This window comes from Lysinibacillus sp. NPDC093197 (assembly GCF_044754025.1).
In the GTDB taxonomy this organism is placed as follows: Bacteria; Bacillota; Bacilli; order Bacillales_A; family Planococcaceae; genus Lysinibacillus.
The window spans coordinates 265,295-279,739 of the sequence record NZ_JBIVOH010000005.1 but is presented as its reverse complement, the minus strand read 5'-3'; the positions used below and the strand labels follow the sequence as shown (position 1 = coordinate 279,739).

General features: G+C 36.9%; 15 protein-coding genes and 1 other annotated feature. Of the genes, 14 read left to right on the top strand and 1 reads right to left on the bottom strand.

From position 1 onward, the window contains the following. Positions 1 to 2: 2 nt before the first annotated feature. From ACIP9G_RS15350 to ileS, 13 genes are all read left to right on the top strand, one after another. Positions 3 to 374, top strand: a complete 372-nt coding sequence (locus ACIP9G_RS15350) for a small basic family protein (protein WP_173477852.1) — start codon at positions 3 to 5, stop codon at positions 372 to 374. A gap of 95 nt (positions 375 to 469) precedes the next feature. After that, on the top strand, positions 470 to 1,753 hold the full coding sequence (gene ftsA / locus ACIP9G_RS15345; protein WP_173477851.1) for a cell division protein FtsA: 1,284 nt from the start codon (positions 470 to 472) through the stop codon (positions 1,751 to 1,753). 53 nt (positions 1,754 to 1,806) lie between these two features. Then, positions 1,807 to 2,976, top strand: coding sequence for a cell division protein FtsZ (gene ftsZ, locus ACIP9G_RS15340; RefSeq protein WP_340825983.1), 1,170 nt, complete (start codon positions 1,807 to 1,809; stop codon positions 2,974 to 2,976). 200 nt (positions 2,977 to 3,176) lie between these two features. Beyond that, positions 3,177 to 4,010, top strand: coding sequence for a sigma-E processing peptidase SpoIIGA (locus ACIP9G_RS15335; protein WP_401020486.1), 834 nt, complete (start codon positions 3,177 to 3,179; stop codon positions 4,008 to 4,010). 13 nt (positions 4,011 to 4,023) lie between these two features. After that, positions 4,024 to 4,731, top strand: a complete 708-nt coding sequence (gene sigE, locus ACIP9G_RS15330; protein WP_024362133.1) for an RNA polymerase sporulation sigma factor SigE — start codon at positions 4,024 to 4,026, stop codon at positions 4,729 to 4,731. Positions 4,732 to 4,845: 114 nt separating this feature from the next. Then, positions 4,846 to 5,619, top strand: coding sequence for an RNA polymerase sporulation sigma factor SigG (sigG, locus tag ACIP9G_RS15325; RefSeq protein WP_024362132.1), 774 nt, complete (start codon positions 4,846 to 4,848; stop codon positions 5,617 to 5,619). 173 nt (positions 5,620 to 5,792) lie between these two features. After that, complete coding sequence (locus ACIP9G_RS15320) at positions 5,793 to 6,029, top strand: YlmC/YmxH family sporulation protein (protein WP_173477847.1); 237 nt, start codon at positions 5,793 to 5,795, stop codon at positions 6,027 to 6,029. Between the two features lie 173 nt (positions 6,030 to 6,202). After that, positions 6,203 to 6,907 (top strand): YggS family pyridoxal phosphate-dependent enzyme, encoded by a 705-nt coding sequence (locus ACIP9G_RS15315; RefSeq protein ID WP_401020484.1) that lies wholly within the window; start codon positions 6,203 to 6,205, stop codon positions 6,905 to 6,907. Next, positions 6,891 to 7,385: a cell division protein SepF gene (locus tag ACIP9G_RS15310; RefSeq protein ID WP_340825978.1), complete on the top strand. Its 495-nt coding sequence runs from the start codon at positions 6,891 to 6,893 to the stop codon at positions 7,383 to 7,385. Before ACIP9G_RS15315 ends, ACIP9G_RS15310 begins: the two co-directional genes overlap by 17 nt. 20 nt (positions 7,386 to 7,405) lie before the next feature. Further along, a complete protein-coding gene (locus ACIP9G_RS15305) occupies positions 7,406 to 7,684 on the top strand; it encodes a YggT family protein (protein WP_340825977.1) in 279 nt (92 codons plus the stop codon). 104 nt (positions 7,685 to 7,788) lie between these two features. Next, positions 7,789 to 8,577: a YlmH family RNA-binding protein gene (locus tag ACIP9G_RS15300; RefSeq protein WP_401020481.1), complete on the top strand. Its 789-nt coding sequence runs from the start codon at positions 7,789 to 7,791 to the stop codon at positions 8,575 to 8,577. 95 nt (positions 8,578 to 8,672) lie between these two features. Then, entirely contained in the window at positions 8,673 to 9,197 is a 525-nt protein-coding gene (locus ACIP9G_RS15295; protein ID WP_340825975.1) for a DivIVA domain-containing protein, read from the top strand. 105 nt (positions 9,198 to 9,302) lie between these two features. Further along, positions 9,303 to 9,525, top strand: a binding site (T-box leader). 201 nt (positions 9,526 to 9,726) lie between these two features. Beyond that, on the top strand, positions 9,727 to 12,495 hold the full coding sequence (gene ileS, locus ACIP9G_RS15290; protein WP_340825974.1) for an isoleucine--tRNA ligase: 2,769 nt from the start codon (positions 9,727 to 9,729) through the stop codon (positions 12,493 to 12,495). A gap of 179 nt (positions 12,496 to 12,674) precedes the next feature. Here the strand turns inward: ileS and ACIP9G_RS15285 are convergent, their stop codons facing one another. Continuing rightward, complete coding sequence (locus ACIP9G_RS15285) at positions 12,675 to 13,853, bottom strand: AraC family transcriptional regulator (protein WP_401020477.1); 1,179 nt, start codon at positions 13,851 to 13,853, stop codon at positions 12,675 to 12,677. Between the two features lie 245 nt (positions 13,854 to 14,098). Between ACIP9G_RS15285 and ACIP9G_RS15280 the strand changes: the two genes are divergently transcribed. Then, positions 14,099 to 14,428 carry a DUF485 domain-containing protein gene (locus tag ACIP9G_RS15280; RefSeq protein WP_401020475.1) on the top strand — a complete coding sequence of 110 codons (330 nt, stop codon included), beginning with the start codon at positions 14,099 to 14,101 and terminating at the stop codon, positions 14,426 to 14,428. Positions 14,429 to 14,445 lie beyond the last annotated feature (17 nt).

Below are 14,445 nucleotides of genomic sequence, written 5' to 3'. Positions count from 1 at the left end.
ATATGTGGCTACCATTTTTAGGTTTGGTATTTGGACTAGCGCTTGGCTTGTTAACAAATATCCAAATTCCCTCTATCTATGAAAATTATTTGTCAATAGCAGTGCTGGCTGCATTAGATACGTTATTTGGAGGTATTCGAGCTCAATTACAACAAGTATATGACGATAAAGTATTTGTATCAGGTTTCTTTTTTAATATAGTTCTTGCGGCGGGATTGGCGTTCATAGGTGTGAATTTAGGGGTGGACTTGTATTTAGCTGCCATTTTCGCCTTTGGAGTACGCTTGTTCCAAAATATAGCAATAATTAGGCGTATTTTACTAACTCGTTTAGATGAAAAACGTCACAATAAGAAAAAAACTTCCATAGAATGAGAGAAAAATTGACCAAAATACTCGATTTGCTTAGACATTAGGCAAGATTTACAATAGAATGAAATTAAGAGCATTTTCAAGGAGGTGCAGCGAATTTGAATCATCAAGAATTATATATATCACTCGATATAGGATCTTCCTCTATCAAAGTATTAATAGGTGAAATGAGCGACGGACAATTACATGTAATTGGGGTCGGTAATGTAAAATCGAATGGGGTTCGAAAAGGTGCAATTGTTGATATTGATGCAACAGTTCAATCTATTCGAAAAGCAGTAGAACAAGCAGAACGAATGACAGGTTATCAAATCGATGAAGTCGTTTTAGGCGTTCCAGCTAATCAGACGATGTTACAACTAGTTAAAGGTGTTGTCGCTGTAAATAGTGAAAATAGAGAAATTACAGATGATGATTTAGACAGAGTGGTAGAATCTGCACAAGTCATGTCAATACCTCCTGAACGTGAATTAGTCAACATCATTCCAAGACAGTTTATAGTAGATAATTTAGACGAAATTAAAGACCCACGCGGTATGATTGGTATTCGTCTCGAAATGGATGCGACAATGATTACGACCTCTAAAACGTTGTTACACAATGTACTACGTTGCGTAGAGAAAGCGGGATTAAGCATTAGAGAGATTTATTTACAACCACTGGCGGCTGGTTATTTTGCATTAACGGAAGATGAAAAAAACCAAGGTACAGCCTTTATTGAATTAGGTGGCGGCTCAACAACTATTGCGGTATTTGAAGAGGGGCTACTTACACATACTGGTGTCATTCCAGTAGGTGGGGATCATATTACAAAAGACATTTCAATTGTTTTAAAAACACCGACAGATCAAGCGGAGCAAATTAAACACCAATTTGGACATGCCTTTTACGATGATGCTTCAGACGAGGAACTTTTTGAAGTGCCAGTTGTAGGTACAGATTCAAGGGATCAGTACAGCCAACGCTTTATTTCAGAAATTATTGGTGCTAGATTAGAAGAATTATTTGAACTAGTAATTGATGAGTTAGCACGTCTAGGCGTTCGAGATTTGCCAGGTGGTGTTGTTTTAACAGGTGGTGTTGCAAAGCTAGATGGTATAGCTCAATTAGCACGCCAGATACTGCAAACGCGTGTTAGAATATATACTCCAGATTATATTGGCGTTAGAGAGCCTTCATTTACGACGGCAGTTGGACTGATTCGTTACGCCTATCTAGAAGATGATTTTTATGGAAAAGGTACGAATACGCAGCCTATTGAGTATGCGGTTGTCGGTGCTCAAGCACCAGCATCTAAAAAGCAAGAATATGCTACACCTTCAGAATCAAAAGGAAGCGTAATCGGTAGAGCAAAAAAATTATTTGATAAATTTTTTGATTAACTTGAATGCGTAATGAATGATACAGAGTCGAGTTACCGTGGGAGGAAAAAAGAATGTTAGAATTTGATACAAGTGTTGATCAACTTGCAGTTATAAAAGTCATTGGTGTGGGTGGTGGCGGTAACAACGCTGTTAACCGAATGATAGAGCATGGTGTACAAGGTGTTGATTTTATCGCAGTAAACACAGATTCACAGGCTTTGAATTTATCGAAAGCAGAAATTAAACTACAAATCGGTACAAAACTTACGCGTGGTTTAGGAGCAGGAGCTAATCCAGAAGTAGGGAAAAAAGCGGCTGAAGAAAGTCGTGAACAATTAGAAGAAGTATTACGCGGTGCGGATATGGTATTCGTAACAGCTGGAATGGGTGGAGGCACAGGTACTGGTGCTGCACCAGTTATCGCCCAAATTGCACGTGATTTAGGCTCACTAACAGTTGGTGTTGTAACACGACCTTTTACTTTTGAAGGGCGAAAGCGACAAACACAGGCAATTGGTGGTATTGGTGGCATGAAAGAAGCTGTCGATACATTAATCGTTATTCCGAACGACAAGCTATTACAAATTGTCGACAAATCGACTCCGATGCTAGAAGCTTTCCGTGAAGCGGATAACGTTTTACGTCAAGGTGTTCAAGGTATTTCGGATTTAATCGCAACACCAGGTCTGATTAACCTAGACTTTGCTGACGTAAAAACAATTATGTCTAACAAAGGTTCTGCATTAATGGGTATCGGTATTGCGACAGGCGAAAATCGTGCAGCAGAAGCTGCTAAAAAAGCAATTTCAAGCCCATTACTTGAATCATCAATTGATGGTGCTAAAGGTGTCTTGATGAACATTACAGGTGGCTCTAACCTAAGTTTATTTGAAGTACAAGAAGCGGCAGATATCGTTGCATCGGCTTCGGATGAAGAAGTTAACATGATTTTCGGTTCGGTTATTAACGAAAATTTAAAAGATGAGATCATTGTAACTGTTATTGCGACTGGTTTCACAGAAGAGTCGTTACAACAACACCGAGGAAATACGCGTCCAGGCATTAACAGCATTAATAATAATCGACAAGCTGCTCCTCAACAACAAGCACCTATTCGTGAGCAGCGTCAAGAGGTACATGTTCAGCAAGAACAACCACAGCGCCAAAGTCAGCAAAATTATGGACAAGATGACATGTTAGAAGTACCTGCATTTTTACGTAACCGTAAAAATCGCGGATAATAAAAACTCGTATTTTACATATGTAAAATACGAGTTTTTTAATTGCCTGACACGCAAACAATTCTGAATTGTTTGCGTGTCAGGCACTTTTTGTGTAAGGAAACGAAGTTTTTTGTCAAAACATTTTAAGGAAATCATGCGATTGTTTGACAATATTTGTGCCGCTGGCGTGCTAACTTTGTAAGTAGGAGGCGGCTGTTATGTATGGAGAATGGCTGGTGCTCATTAATACGCTTTATAATCTAGCAATATTGACGTTTACAGCAAAAGTTACAGGCGTTTATGTAAAGAATACGAGATTATTAATGAGTTCAATTATTAGTAGTTTAATAGCTGTAATCGGTGGTCAAATGCTGCTTACGATTGTGCTAAGCTTTATTGTACTAATTGGTCTAGCTTTTCGCTTTAAACTTCGAAGCTTTCAAAAGCAAGGTCCTATTGTACTGACCGCAACGATTGTTATTGGCGGACTGTTAACAGCATTACAACCGTATTTAAAGAATCTTTCTGTCATTCACTTTATTGTACTTTGCTTATTGCTGGCATTTGGTAATCTCCTTATATTTTATAAGCAATGGGGATTTGTAAAGCTGGAGCGTGTAAGTGGACAGTTTGTATTTCAAACGACCTTAAAGGTTTTTGATGAAGTTATCCCACTTTCGGCATTTGTTGATACAGGAAATCAATGTATTGAGCCACTGTCGGGGAAACCTGTTCATTTCGTTTCGTATTCAGCGCTTCGACCTTATTTACCAGCAACAATTCGAGATGCACTATCGCAATGGCAAGAAACAGATCCTTACGATGTATCAATGTTTTCAGTAGATTATCAGCGTCTTATTCGATTTATTCATGTCAATACTGTGCAACAACAAACTATTGTCTTAGGCTTTCGCTTTGATGAATTGCATATTAAAGGAGAGTCATCACAAGTAAAAACAAATGAATATATCGTTTTAACAAAAAAAGCTAAAAATTTTCCGCATAGCACAGCAGCAATTTTACATTTTTCAGCGCTTTCAAATAACTCATAGAGGGGGAGAACTATTGCTTCTTAGGCTACTTGCTAGCTTGAAAAAATTATGGGGTAAGTTTCGGAGTCGTGAAACGTACTATATAGGGGGAAATGATTCATTGCCAGTGCCACTAAGTCGAGAAGAAGAAGTCACAGTCATTGCATCCTTTATGAACGGAGATTTACGAGCTAGAGATACACTTATTGAACGTAATTTACGTCTTGTTGTTTATATTGCTAGACGTTTTGATAATACGGGTACGCCGATTGAAGATTTAATTAGTATTGGTTCAATTGGCTTAATAAAGGCGATTGAAACGTTCAATACCGATAAAAATATTAAACTTGCAACGTATGCATCACGTTGTATTGAAAATGAAATTTTGATGCATTTACGTAAAACAAGTCGCATGAAGGGTGAAGTTTCACTAGATGAACCACTAAATTCTGATGCAGATGGAAATGAGTTACTATTGTCTGATATTTTAGGGACAGAGGAACATATTATTCTAGATAATGTTGAAAAGAAAATCGAACGTCAGCATATGTTCCATGCCATTAATTTATTAGGTGCACGTGAACGATACATTATGGAATGTCGTTTCGGATTAAACGGTAAAATTGAAATGACGCAAAAAGAAGTAGCAGATCATTTAGGAATTTCGCAATCATATATTTCAAGGTTAGAAAAGAAAATTATACAAGATTTACGAGAAAATTTGAATCAGCCAATATCTTAGATAGGGAAATTTATCCTACCTAAAATTGGTCACATTTTTTCTGCATATTCTCGATTCTGTCGGACAAACTGATGTAACGGTTTAGTCAGAGAATAACATCCGGAGGAATCGAATATGCGAACAAAAGTAGATCTTTGCGGCTTAGATACATCGACTTTGCCAATTTTAAAGCACGAAGAAATGAAGGAACTCTTCATTCGATTACAAGCAGGAGAAACAGAGATTCGGGAAGAGCTTGTAATGTGTAATTTAAGGTTAGTGCTAAGTATTGTCGGACGATTTGCCTACAGGGGTGAACAGGCAGATGATTTATTTCAAGTAGGCTGTATTGGCCTCATGAAAGCCATTGATCATTTCGATTTGAAGCATAATGTACGATTTTCAACATATGCTGTACCAATGATCATTGGTGAAATTCGTCGCCATCTGCGTGATCATCATGCACTACGTGTTTCTCGTTCTCTTAGAGATATTGCGTATAAGGCGATGCAGGCAAAAGAACAATGGATAACCGATAATTTGCGAGAACCAACGATTGAAGAAATCGCAGAAATGATTGACATGAAAAAGGAAGATGTATTATTTGCTTTAGATGCCATTCAAGACCCAGTTTCATTACAAGAACCCATTTATGCAGACGGTGGAGACGCTGTTTATATGATGGACCAATTACGTGATGATGATGTATCAGAAGATCAATGGGTTGCCTACGTGTCAGTGAAGGAAAGCTTACAAAAGTTAGATGTACGTCAGCAGATGATTGTAGCGAAGCGTTTTTATTATGGTGAGACACAAACTGAAATTGCAAAAGAATTAGGGATTTCCCAAGCGCAAATTTCACGTCTAGAAAAAAATGCCATTGAAACAATGCAGAAAGATTATAAGTAAGTAGACAATGCGCACCCGAAACTTCGGTGCGCATTTTATCTTCATTGCGTTAGTGCGAACATGAAGATAGCGGTCATAGATTTTTAGCTATACAGCAATTAATCAATAAGCATTGTAATTGTTTTAGCTCAACATAAAACACAATGGTAATTGATTTAGTAGGAGGGATACAGATGCGTTTCTCGATGTTACAGCAAAAAGAAGTAATAGAAGCAGGGAATGGACGTTTTTTAGGCTTTGTTGTAGATGCAGAAGTATCAAAAGAAACGGGCTATGTAACGGCATTTATGATTGCAGAGCCACGAAAATATCTAGGGTTTTTTAGAGGAGAAGAATCAATAAGAAAAGTGTATATGAAAGATGTTCTTGTAGTCGGAAAGGATGTCATTCTAGTAAAGGCATTATCGTAGAATCATAGCATTTGTGCTGCTCGCTCATATTTTTCGAACAGTAAGACTGTAGCCCCTCATTCCGCGTGAGCAGCGTAAATGTATCAGCATTTTTATAGGTCAGGCTATTCATTGATAAATGAACAGTTGCTTGTTACAATAAAGGAAACTAAGTTGTAAAGTTGGGAAAAACAGTGACGAAAATCTTAACAAATTTAGACAAAATTAATAATCAAATACAAGCAGCACAACAGCGTTCAAATCGTGAGGCAACTAATGTTCAAATTATTGCTGTTACGAAAGAGGTTTCCGTTGAGAGAACACAAGAGGCAATTGATGCAGGGCTTATACATTTAGGTGAAAATCGTCCTGAAGGCTTAAAACAAAAAATTGAAGCCATTCAAGCAAATGTACACTGGCATTATATTGGATCATTACAAACTCGAAAAGTAAAACAAGTTATTAACGAAATTGATTACTTACATTCCTTGGATCGTCTAAGCTTAGCTGAAGAAATTGAAAAAAGAGCAACAAAAACGGTAAAATGTTTTGTACAAGTTAATGTGTCAGGTGAAGAATCAAAACATGGTTTAACAGCAGAAGACGCAGTAACTTTTATTGAATCTTTACAAGACTTCACGAAAATTCAAGTTGTAGGTTTAATGACAATGGCACCAAATACAGAGGACGAAACAATTATTCGCTCTGTTTTTAAGCAATTAAAACAATGTCAACAGCAAATAGCCGAACGAGGATTCGCACACGCACCTTGTACCGAGTTATCAATGGGCATGTCTAATGACTTTGAAATAGCGGTAGAGGAAGGAGCTACATTCGTTCGAGTCGGAACGGCTCTTGTTGGAAATGAAAGAGGGGAACAGGATGAGCATGAAAAATAAAATTAAAAACTTCTTTTATCTTGAAGAAGACCTAGAAGAAGAAATCACGCAAGCTCCTATTCAGCAACAACCCGTGCAACAACAACCGATTCATGCAGCTAAACCATCTAAAAAGGTTATCAAAGAACGTAAGGCACAAATTCATGAAATTGTACCGCAAAGTACAAATGCTAATAATAATATTGTTAGTTTACAAGCAGCTATGAATACAAAAGGTGCAAAGGTTGTATTGGTAGAACCGAGAGTTTATGCAGAGGCTCAGGATATCGCAGAAAACTTGAAAAACAAAAGAGCAACAATTGTTAATCTGCAACGTATTGAAAGAGAGCAAGGTATACGAATTATCGATTTTTTAAGCGGTACAGTCTATGCGCTAGGTGGAGATATTCAACGTATAGGCAAAGATATATTCTTATGCACACCAGATAATGTAGAAGTGTCTGGCGAAATTTCAAATTTTATTTTAGACGATAATTAATAGCGAGGATTGTAGTTTATATGACTTTTTATATAATTTTGCATTATTTGGATTTAGCGTTTACTGTGTACTCATTTATGCTAGTAGCATATGTTTTAATGTCTTGGGTACCAGCTGCTCAAAGTTCAGCAATTGGCCGTTTTCTTGAAAGAATGTGTGATCCATACTTAGGGCTTTTTAGAAAAATCATTCCTCCTATTGGCATGATTGATATTTCTCCGATTGTGGCAATATTCATGTTGAATTTTATTAAAAATGGGCTTTTTATTGTGATTCAAAAAATATTCTTTATGTTTTAGTCAGAATCCTCACAATTAGTGGGGATTTTTTGTGTAAAAAGGGAATACTAGACATACATAAACTAGTAGTTTCAAATGGATGAGGTAGATGGGGTGAACGATAGATGGAGCATTTAATACAACATTTTAGGAAGGACGAGCAGCCTTTTATTGAGCAGGTAGTAAGTTGGCAAAGTGAGGTGGAAGACCGCTATGCTCCGAAACTTACAGATTTTTTAGATCCAAGGCAGCGTTTTATTGTGATGTCTATCATTGCGCAAAATAATATGCTTCAAACGACAAGCGATGGCTTGTTTCATGAGGCAGAACGTCAACGTATGCTTATTTTTCCAACGTATTTCGAACCGCAAGAGGACGATTATCAGCTTACAGTATTTACAATTCACTATCCTGCAAGATTTGTCCAATTGCGCCACCCAGATGTGCTCGGTGCCCTATTATCATTAGGCTTAGACAGAGCTAAATTCGGAGACATTCGGGTGAATGAGCAGCAAGTGCAGTTTGTAGTCGCTGAAGAGGTCGCAGATTATGTACGCCTTCATTTAACAGGGATTGGGAAGGTTAAAGTGCATGTAGAATCTATTAAAGAGTCACAAGCGCTTATTGAAAATGAAGATGACTGGCAGGAAGAATCTCATACCGTTACGTCTATGCGTTTGGATGTCATTATTGCAACGGTATTAAAAGTGTCTCGTCAAAAAGCACAAGCACTTATTAGCGGAAAAAAAGTGCGTGTAAACTGGACTGAACGAGATAGTGTTGCTTTTGAATGTCAAGAAGGTGATATTTTATCAGTACGAGGTAGTGGTCGCGTGAAAATAATAATGACAGAAGGCCGAACAAAGAAAGATAAAATTCGTTTGCAAATCGGTCGTTTGACCCAAAAAGGGTAAAAAACATGTAATTTCTATTTATTTTTACTGCTAAGTTGTTAGAACAATTGTATAATAGGAATTACGAATGTACATGTAAAGGAGAGAAGGATCGTATGCCATTATCACCTATTGATATACATAATAAGGAGTTTACAAAATCTTTCAGGGGATATGCTGAAGATGAAGTAAATGAATTTTTAGATCAAATTATTAAAGATTATGAAAAATTACTCCGTGAAAAAAAAGATGTCGATAAGCAACTGGAAATGGCTTTAGAGCAAGCGAGACATTTTAATTCTTTAGAGGAAACATTACAAAAATCAATTGTTGTCGCTCAAGAGGCAGCAGATGAGGTACGAAGAAACTCACAAAAAGAAGCAAAGCTTATTGTGAAAGAAGCCGAAAAAAATGCTGATCGCATTGTTAATGAGGCATTAACGAAAGCACGTAAAGTAACTATAGAAATAGATGAGCTGAAAAAGCAGTCAAAAGTTTTCCGCAATCGATTTAAAATGCTTGTAGAAGCACAATTGGATTTACTTAATGCAGACGATTGGGATCATTTATTGCAATATGATATTGATTTAACAGAAATTCAGTCTTCTGTAGAGGAAGCCCAAGAATCAGAAGAAATCTAAATAGTCCATTGAAAAAGTGACGTAGTCATGTAATGAATATGACTTGACGCCATACATGGATTTCCATATACTATTGTAATAGTAATTAAATAAGAACAGATATGCATATAGGCAGAGACGAAGACAGTATTTGTTAGGTGTAGTAAAGCGATTTGGGGATAGTGTGAGCCCAGACAAGCAAATAACAAAGAAAATCACTTCTGAGCTAAATAACTGAACGTTTAGTAAGTTATTTCGGAGCGCACAACGTTAACGTGCTTTCAAGCGGTAGTACAATTATGTACTACAACTAGGGTGGTACCGCGAGTTCAAGCTTCTCGTCCCTTACAGGGATTGAGGGGCTTTTTTTGTTGTTAATGGATTGTTTTGCGTGTCACTAGGAAAGTATAGCAAAAAGGCGTAATTTAAATGATTGGCACAAGTTGTGTTCTGTTTACCTTTGCTTGGGACTTTACAAAAATCTGTCGAATGTAATCAAATGCTTAGCAATTGTTCTCTGTTTGCAAAAAAATAAAGGAGGAATTAACAAATGGTTGAATATAAAGAAACGTTACTAATGCCGAAAACAGATTTTCCAATGCGCGGAAATTTACCAGCGAATGAACCAAAAATGCAAGAAAAATGGAATGAGATGGACATCAATAAACTACAAATGGAGCGTACAGCAGGTCGCCCTGAATATGTTCTACATGATGGCCCTCCATATGCAAATGGTGATATCCATATTGGTCACGCCTTAAATAAAGTGCTGAAAGATATGATCACACGTCATCGCTCAATGACAGGTTTCCATGTCAACTATATTCCTGGATGGGATACACATGGTTTACCAATCGAGCAAGCTTTAACGAACAAAGGTGTAAAACGTAAAGAAATGTCTATTGCTGAATTCCGCGAGCTTTGCGAAAAATATGCATATGAACAAATCGATAATCAGCGTGAGCAATTCCGTCGTTTAGGTATTCGTGGTGATTGGGAAAACCCATATATTACGTTAAAACCAGAATTTGAAGCACGACAAATTGAAGTGTTCGGTAAAATGGCTGAAAAAGGCTATATTTATAAAGGCTTAAAACCAGTGTATTGGTCACCATCTTCAGAATCTGCATTAGCAGAGGCTGAAATTGAATATAAAGATGTAAAATCAGCTTCTATTTATGTAAGCTTTGCGATTAAAGATGCAAAAGGTGTTGTCCCAGCTGATGCGAAATTTATTATTTGGACTACTACACCTTGGACATTACCAGCGAACTTAGGGATTTCTTTAAATCCAGAATTCATTTATGTTGTTGTTGCAGTAGCGGATAAAAAATTCATTATTGCGAAAGAATTGCTTGAAACAGTTGCAAAAGAGCTTGATTGGGAAACTTATGAAGTTATCCAAGAAGTAAAGGGAGAAGCATTAGATCGCATCGTAGCACAACATCCATTCTACGACCGTGAGTCCCTTGTAATGGTCGGTGAACACGTTACTGCTGAGGCGGGTACTGGCTGTGTTCATACTGCTCCAGGACACGGTGAAGATGACTATCAAATTGGTAAGTTATACGGTTTACCAATTCTAAGTCCAGTGGATAACAGTGGTTGTTATACTGACGAAGCACCAGGCTTTGAAGGTGTCTTCTACAATGATGCAAACAAAATGGTTACTGCTAAATTAGAAGAAGTTGGCGCATTAGAAAAACTAAACTTCTTTACGCACTCTTATCCACATGACTGGCGTACAAAAAAACCAGTAATTTATCGTGCTACACCACAATGGTTTGCGTCAATCGATGCTTTCCGTGATGAATTATTAGAAGCGGTAAAATCGACAACATTTACACCTTCTTGGGGCGAAACACGTCTTTATAATATGATTCGTGATCGTGGAGACTGGGTTATTTCTCGTCAACGTGCATGGGGTGTACCAATTCCAATTTTCTATGCTGAAAATGGTGAGCCGATTATTACGCCAGAAACAATTGCACGTATTTCTACACTATTCCGTGAGCATGGATCAAATATTTGGTTCCAAATGACGGCTAAAGAATTATTACCAGAAGGCTTTACACATCCAGGTAGTCCAAATGGTGAATTCACGAAAGAAAACGATATTATGGACGTATGGTTTGACTCAGGATCATCTCACCAAGGTGTGTTAGTTGAACGTGGTATGAAATATCCAGCTGATCTTTACTTAGAAGGATCTGACCAACATCGTGGTTGGTTTAACTCGTCGTTAATTACGTCTGTGGCGATTAATGGCTATGCACCATATAAAGGTCTATTAACGCATGGTTTCGTTCTAGATGGCGATGGTCGCAAAATGAGTAAATCACTAGGAAATGTAATTATTCCACAAAAGGTAATGGATCAATACGGTGCTGATATTTTACGCCTATGGGTAGCTTCTGTAGATTATACTGCCGATGTTCGTATTTCAATGGATATGTTAAAGCAAGTATCTGAAGTTTACCGTAAAATCCGTAATACATTCCGTTTCTTACACGGCAATGTAGCTGATTTCAATCCATTGAAAGACCGTGTACCATATGCGGATTTACGTGAAATGGATCAATACATTTACATGCGTCTACAAGATGTATTAAAAACAGTTCGTAGCGCTTATGATCGTTATGATTTTGCTGCTGTCTACCATGCAGTTAATAACTTTGTTGCTGTAGAACTATCTTCATTCTACTTAGACATCGCAAAAGACGTTGTTTATATTGAAGGTCATGACAATCACGATCGTCGTGCAATGCAAACGGTTATTTACGATACATTAATGACATTAGTAAAAATCATGACACCAATCATTCCACATACAACAGATGAAGTTTGGTCTTATTTACACGCACAAGGTGTTGTCGAAGAGGTATCAGTTCAATTAACGGATTTCCCATCTGTAGTTGAGCAAGCAAACTTTGATGAGTTACGTGAAAAATGGGAAACAATTATCGATGTACGTGATGATATTTTAAAAGCATTAGAAGAAGCTCGAAATGCTAAAACAATCGGTAAGTCTCTTGAAGCGAAAGTAACAGTTTATGCAAAACCAGAAGTATTAGCATTATTGAATGATGCAAACATTGATTTTGCTCAGCTTTCAATCGTTTCTGCTTTTGAGGTAGCACCAATTGAATCAGCTCCTGCTGAAGCGCTAGCTTTAGAACATGTATCAATTGTTGTTGAAAAAGCAACAGGTGAGAAATGTGAGCGTTGTTGGTCAATTTCTGCAACAGTTGGAACAAATGAAGCGCAACCAACAGTATGTGCTCGTTGTGCAGAAGTTGTTGAAAAGTATTACGTATAAAATTTCATGAAATAAAAATGAGTAGTCGATGATGAAATCGACTGCTCATTTTTTATATGAATGGATAGCTGTGAACATACCGATCTAAAGTTAAGTACGATAGTGGAAAGTAACGTTGAATAGGAAGTAAGCGAGGGTGTCTGCACGAAGCTGTTTTGAAAACCGAGCATTCAGTATATTTACTTAAACAATATTTCGATTGTATTGCGGTAGTCAGTTGGAGAAATCCCTACATATTTTTTAAATGTAAGACTGTAATAATTGGGTGTATTAAAGCCAGAACTTGCTGAAATTTTTTCAATAGTGTAGTCAAATTTCCGTAAATAAGGGAGTGTTTTAATTATGCGAGTATACGCTACATAATCAACAAAATTACGACCAGTCTCTTTTTTAAATAAGCGACTAAAGTGAGTAGGACTAAAATTAATTGATTTGGCGACATCACTAATAATTAGTTGCTCATCATAATGGTCCTCAATATATTGAATAGCCTTTTGAAGCTGTTCATGCTTCGTTAAGTCCTCATAAAATCGTATATGAATATTATCTACAGGTGGCTTTCTACGTGCTTTTCTAGCCTGACTGTAGGATTCTTTAACTTGCAAAGATTGCAAAAACACACCACCAATTCCTATAAAAAGGTGGATATTATAATCTCTTTTTAAAAGCTCGATAACGGTCAATAAAGTGGTGACACCATCTGACCAATGTTTAAATGATGTATACGTATGAGGAATTCGCATCAGCAATAATAAGTAACGCTCGAAATTTAAAAAGGACAGAGGTGCTTTGTCCGAAAAATGCTGTCGAAAGACTTTGGTAATTACACTACTTGCATCATACAGTATCGGTCGGTTTTGCTGAGCATCTACATAGCCTTGGATTAAAAATATGATATTTGGAATACAGTCAGTTGATAAAAATGAAGAAGCTTGGACAATTTCCTGTTCGTTATTAATCTCACCCCGTATGAGTCGTCTCAAAAAAGCTTCGCGAAATGGTGACGTATGATTGTGTGGGATTTGTTGTGATAGCTCAAGCATCGTAACGGTACTTGCTTGCTGATCTTTATAGGATGTATAAAGCTTTTTTACAATTCGTAAAAATTTTTGTTTTTGCAAAGGTTTAATAAGAAGTGCTAGTAAATTTAATTCAATGGCAATACCTGCTGAATAGGTTAAGTGTACTGCAACAATAGGGACAATAATACTATTAGGATAATTTTTCTTTAATCGTTTGACCTTAACCCAATCAAATAAATGGTTAATTTCATAGACGAAAATTGCCACCTCTTGTGTACTCGGTTGTGTACATTCAGTAAATGTATTTGGGAGAAACTCTTCTAGCCATCCTATCATTTGCTGTTTTTCAATTGAATTCTCAACGTACCATACGACGCTTAAAATGCTAAACAGCCCCTTTCTAAAATCAAAAAATAAAAAGAAGATTAATAAAAGTATTTTAACTTAAAATAGCAATATTTTGTACTAATACAGCAAAATATTGTACCTATATTATTGGAAAAATAGAATAGAATAGTTGTAGTGAATAATAATTTTAAATTTCAGATAATTATTCACCTAGACTAAAGGGGGTTAGTAATATGGCGGGGAGTCATGATTATGAGTATGTGGAAGCTGGAACTGTGGATGTCAGAGAGTTGCCACCGTTAGATCCGACGACGCATAAAATTATGAAGGATGAGTTTACTACAGGCTTTAGCTTAACGGTATTTTATTTTATTTTAATTTTTAGTATCCCAGTAATGAATTGGTTTGCTCCTGAAATTGCATTTAAGAAAGTATGGGGAGGCATGACTGTAACATGGTTTGTCACGACAATTGTCATGATGGTGATGGCATTTGTTATTGCATTTGTCCATACGACTTTGTATGAAAAGCGCTTGAAAAAATATGAAATGTCAAATAAGTAGTTCACTAAAGGGGGTAG

Coding starts and splice junctions, on each gene's coding strand:
- ACIP9G_RS15350 (WP_173477852.1), top strand. CDS start 3: ATGTGGCTACCATTTTTAGGTTTGGTATTTGGACTAGCGCTTGGCTTG.
- ACIP9G_RS15335 (WP_401020486.1), top strand. CDS start 3,177: ATGTATGGAGAATGGCTGGTGCTCATTAATACGCTTTATAATCTAGCA.
- ACIP9G_RS15280 (WP_401020475.1), top strand. CDS start 14,099: ATGGCGGGGAGTCATGATTATGAGTATGTGGAAGCTGGAACTGTGGAT.
- ACIP9G_RS15305 (WP_340825977.1), top strand. CDS start 7,406: ATGACTTTTTATATAATTTTGCATTATTTGGATTTAGCGTTTACTGTG.
- ACIP9G_RS15295 (WP_340825975.1), top strand. CDS start 8,673: ATGCCATTATCACCTATTGATATACATAATAAGGAGTTTACAAAATCT.
- ACIP9G_RS15310 (WP_340825978.1), top strand. CDS start 6,891: ATGAGCATGAAAAATAAAATTAAAAACTTCTTTTATCTTGAAGAAGAC.
- ACIP9G_RS15285 (WP_401020477.1), bottom strand. CDS start 13,853: ATGATAGGATGGCTAGAAGAGTTTCTCCCAAATACATTTACTGAATGT.
- ftsZ (WP_340825983.1), top strand. CDS start 1,807: ATGTTAGAATTTGATACAAGTGTTGATCAACTTGCAGTTATAAAAGTC.
- ileS (WP_340825974.1), top strand. CDS start 9,727: ATGGTTGAATATAAAGAAACGTTACTAATGCCGAAAACAGATTTTCCA.
- ACIP9G_RS15300 (WP_401020481.1), top strand. CDS start 7,789: ATGGAGCATTTAATACAACATTTTAGGAAGGACGAGCAGCCTTTTATT.
- ACIP9G_RS15320 (WP_173477847.1), top strand. CDS start 5,793: ATGCGTTTCTCGATGTTACAGCAAAAAGAAGTAATAGAAGCAGGGAAT.
- sigG (WP_024362132.1), top strand. CDS start 4,846: ATGCGAACAAAAGTAGATCTTTGCGGCTTAGATACATCGACTTTGCCA.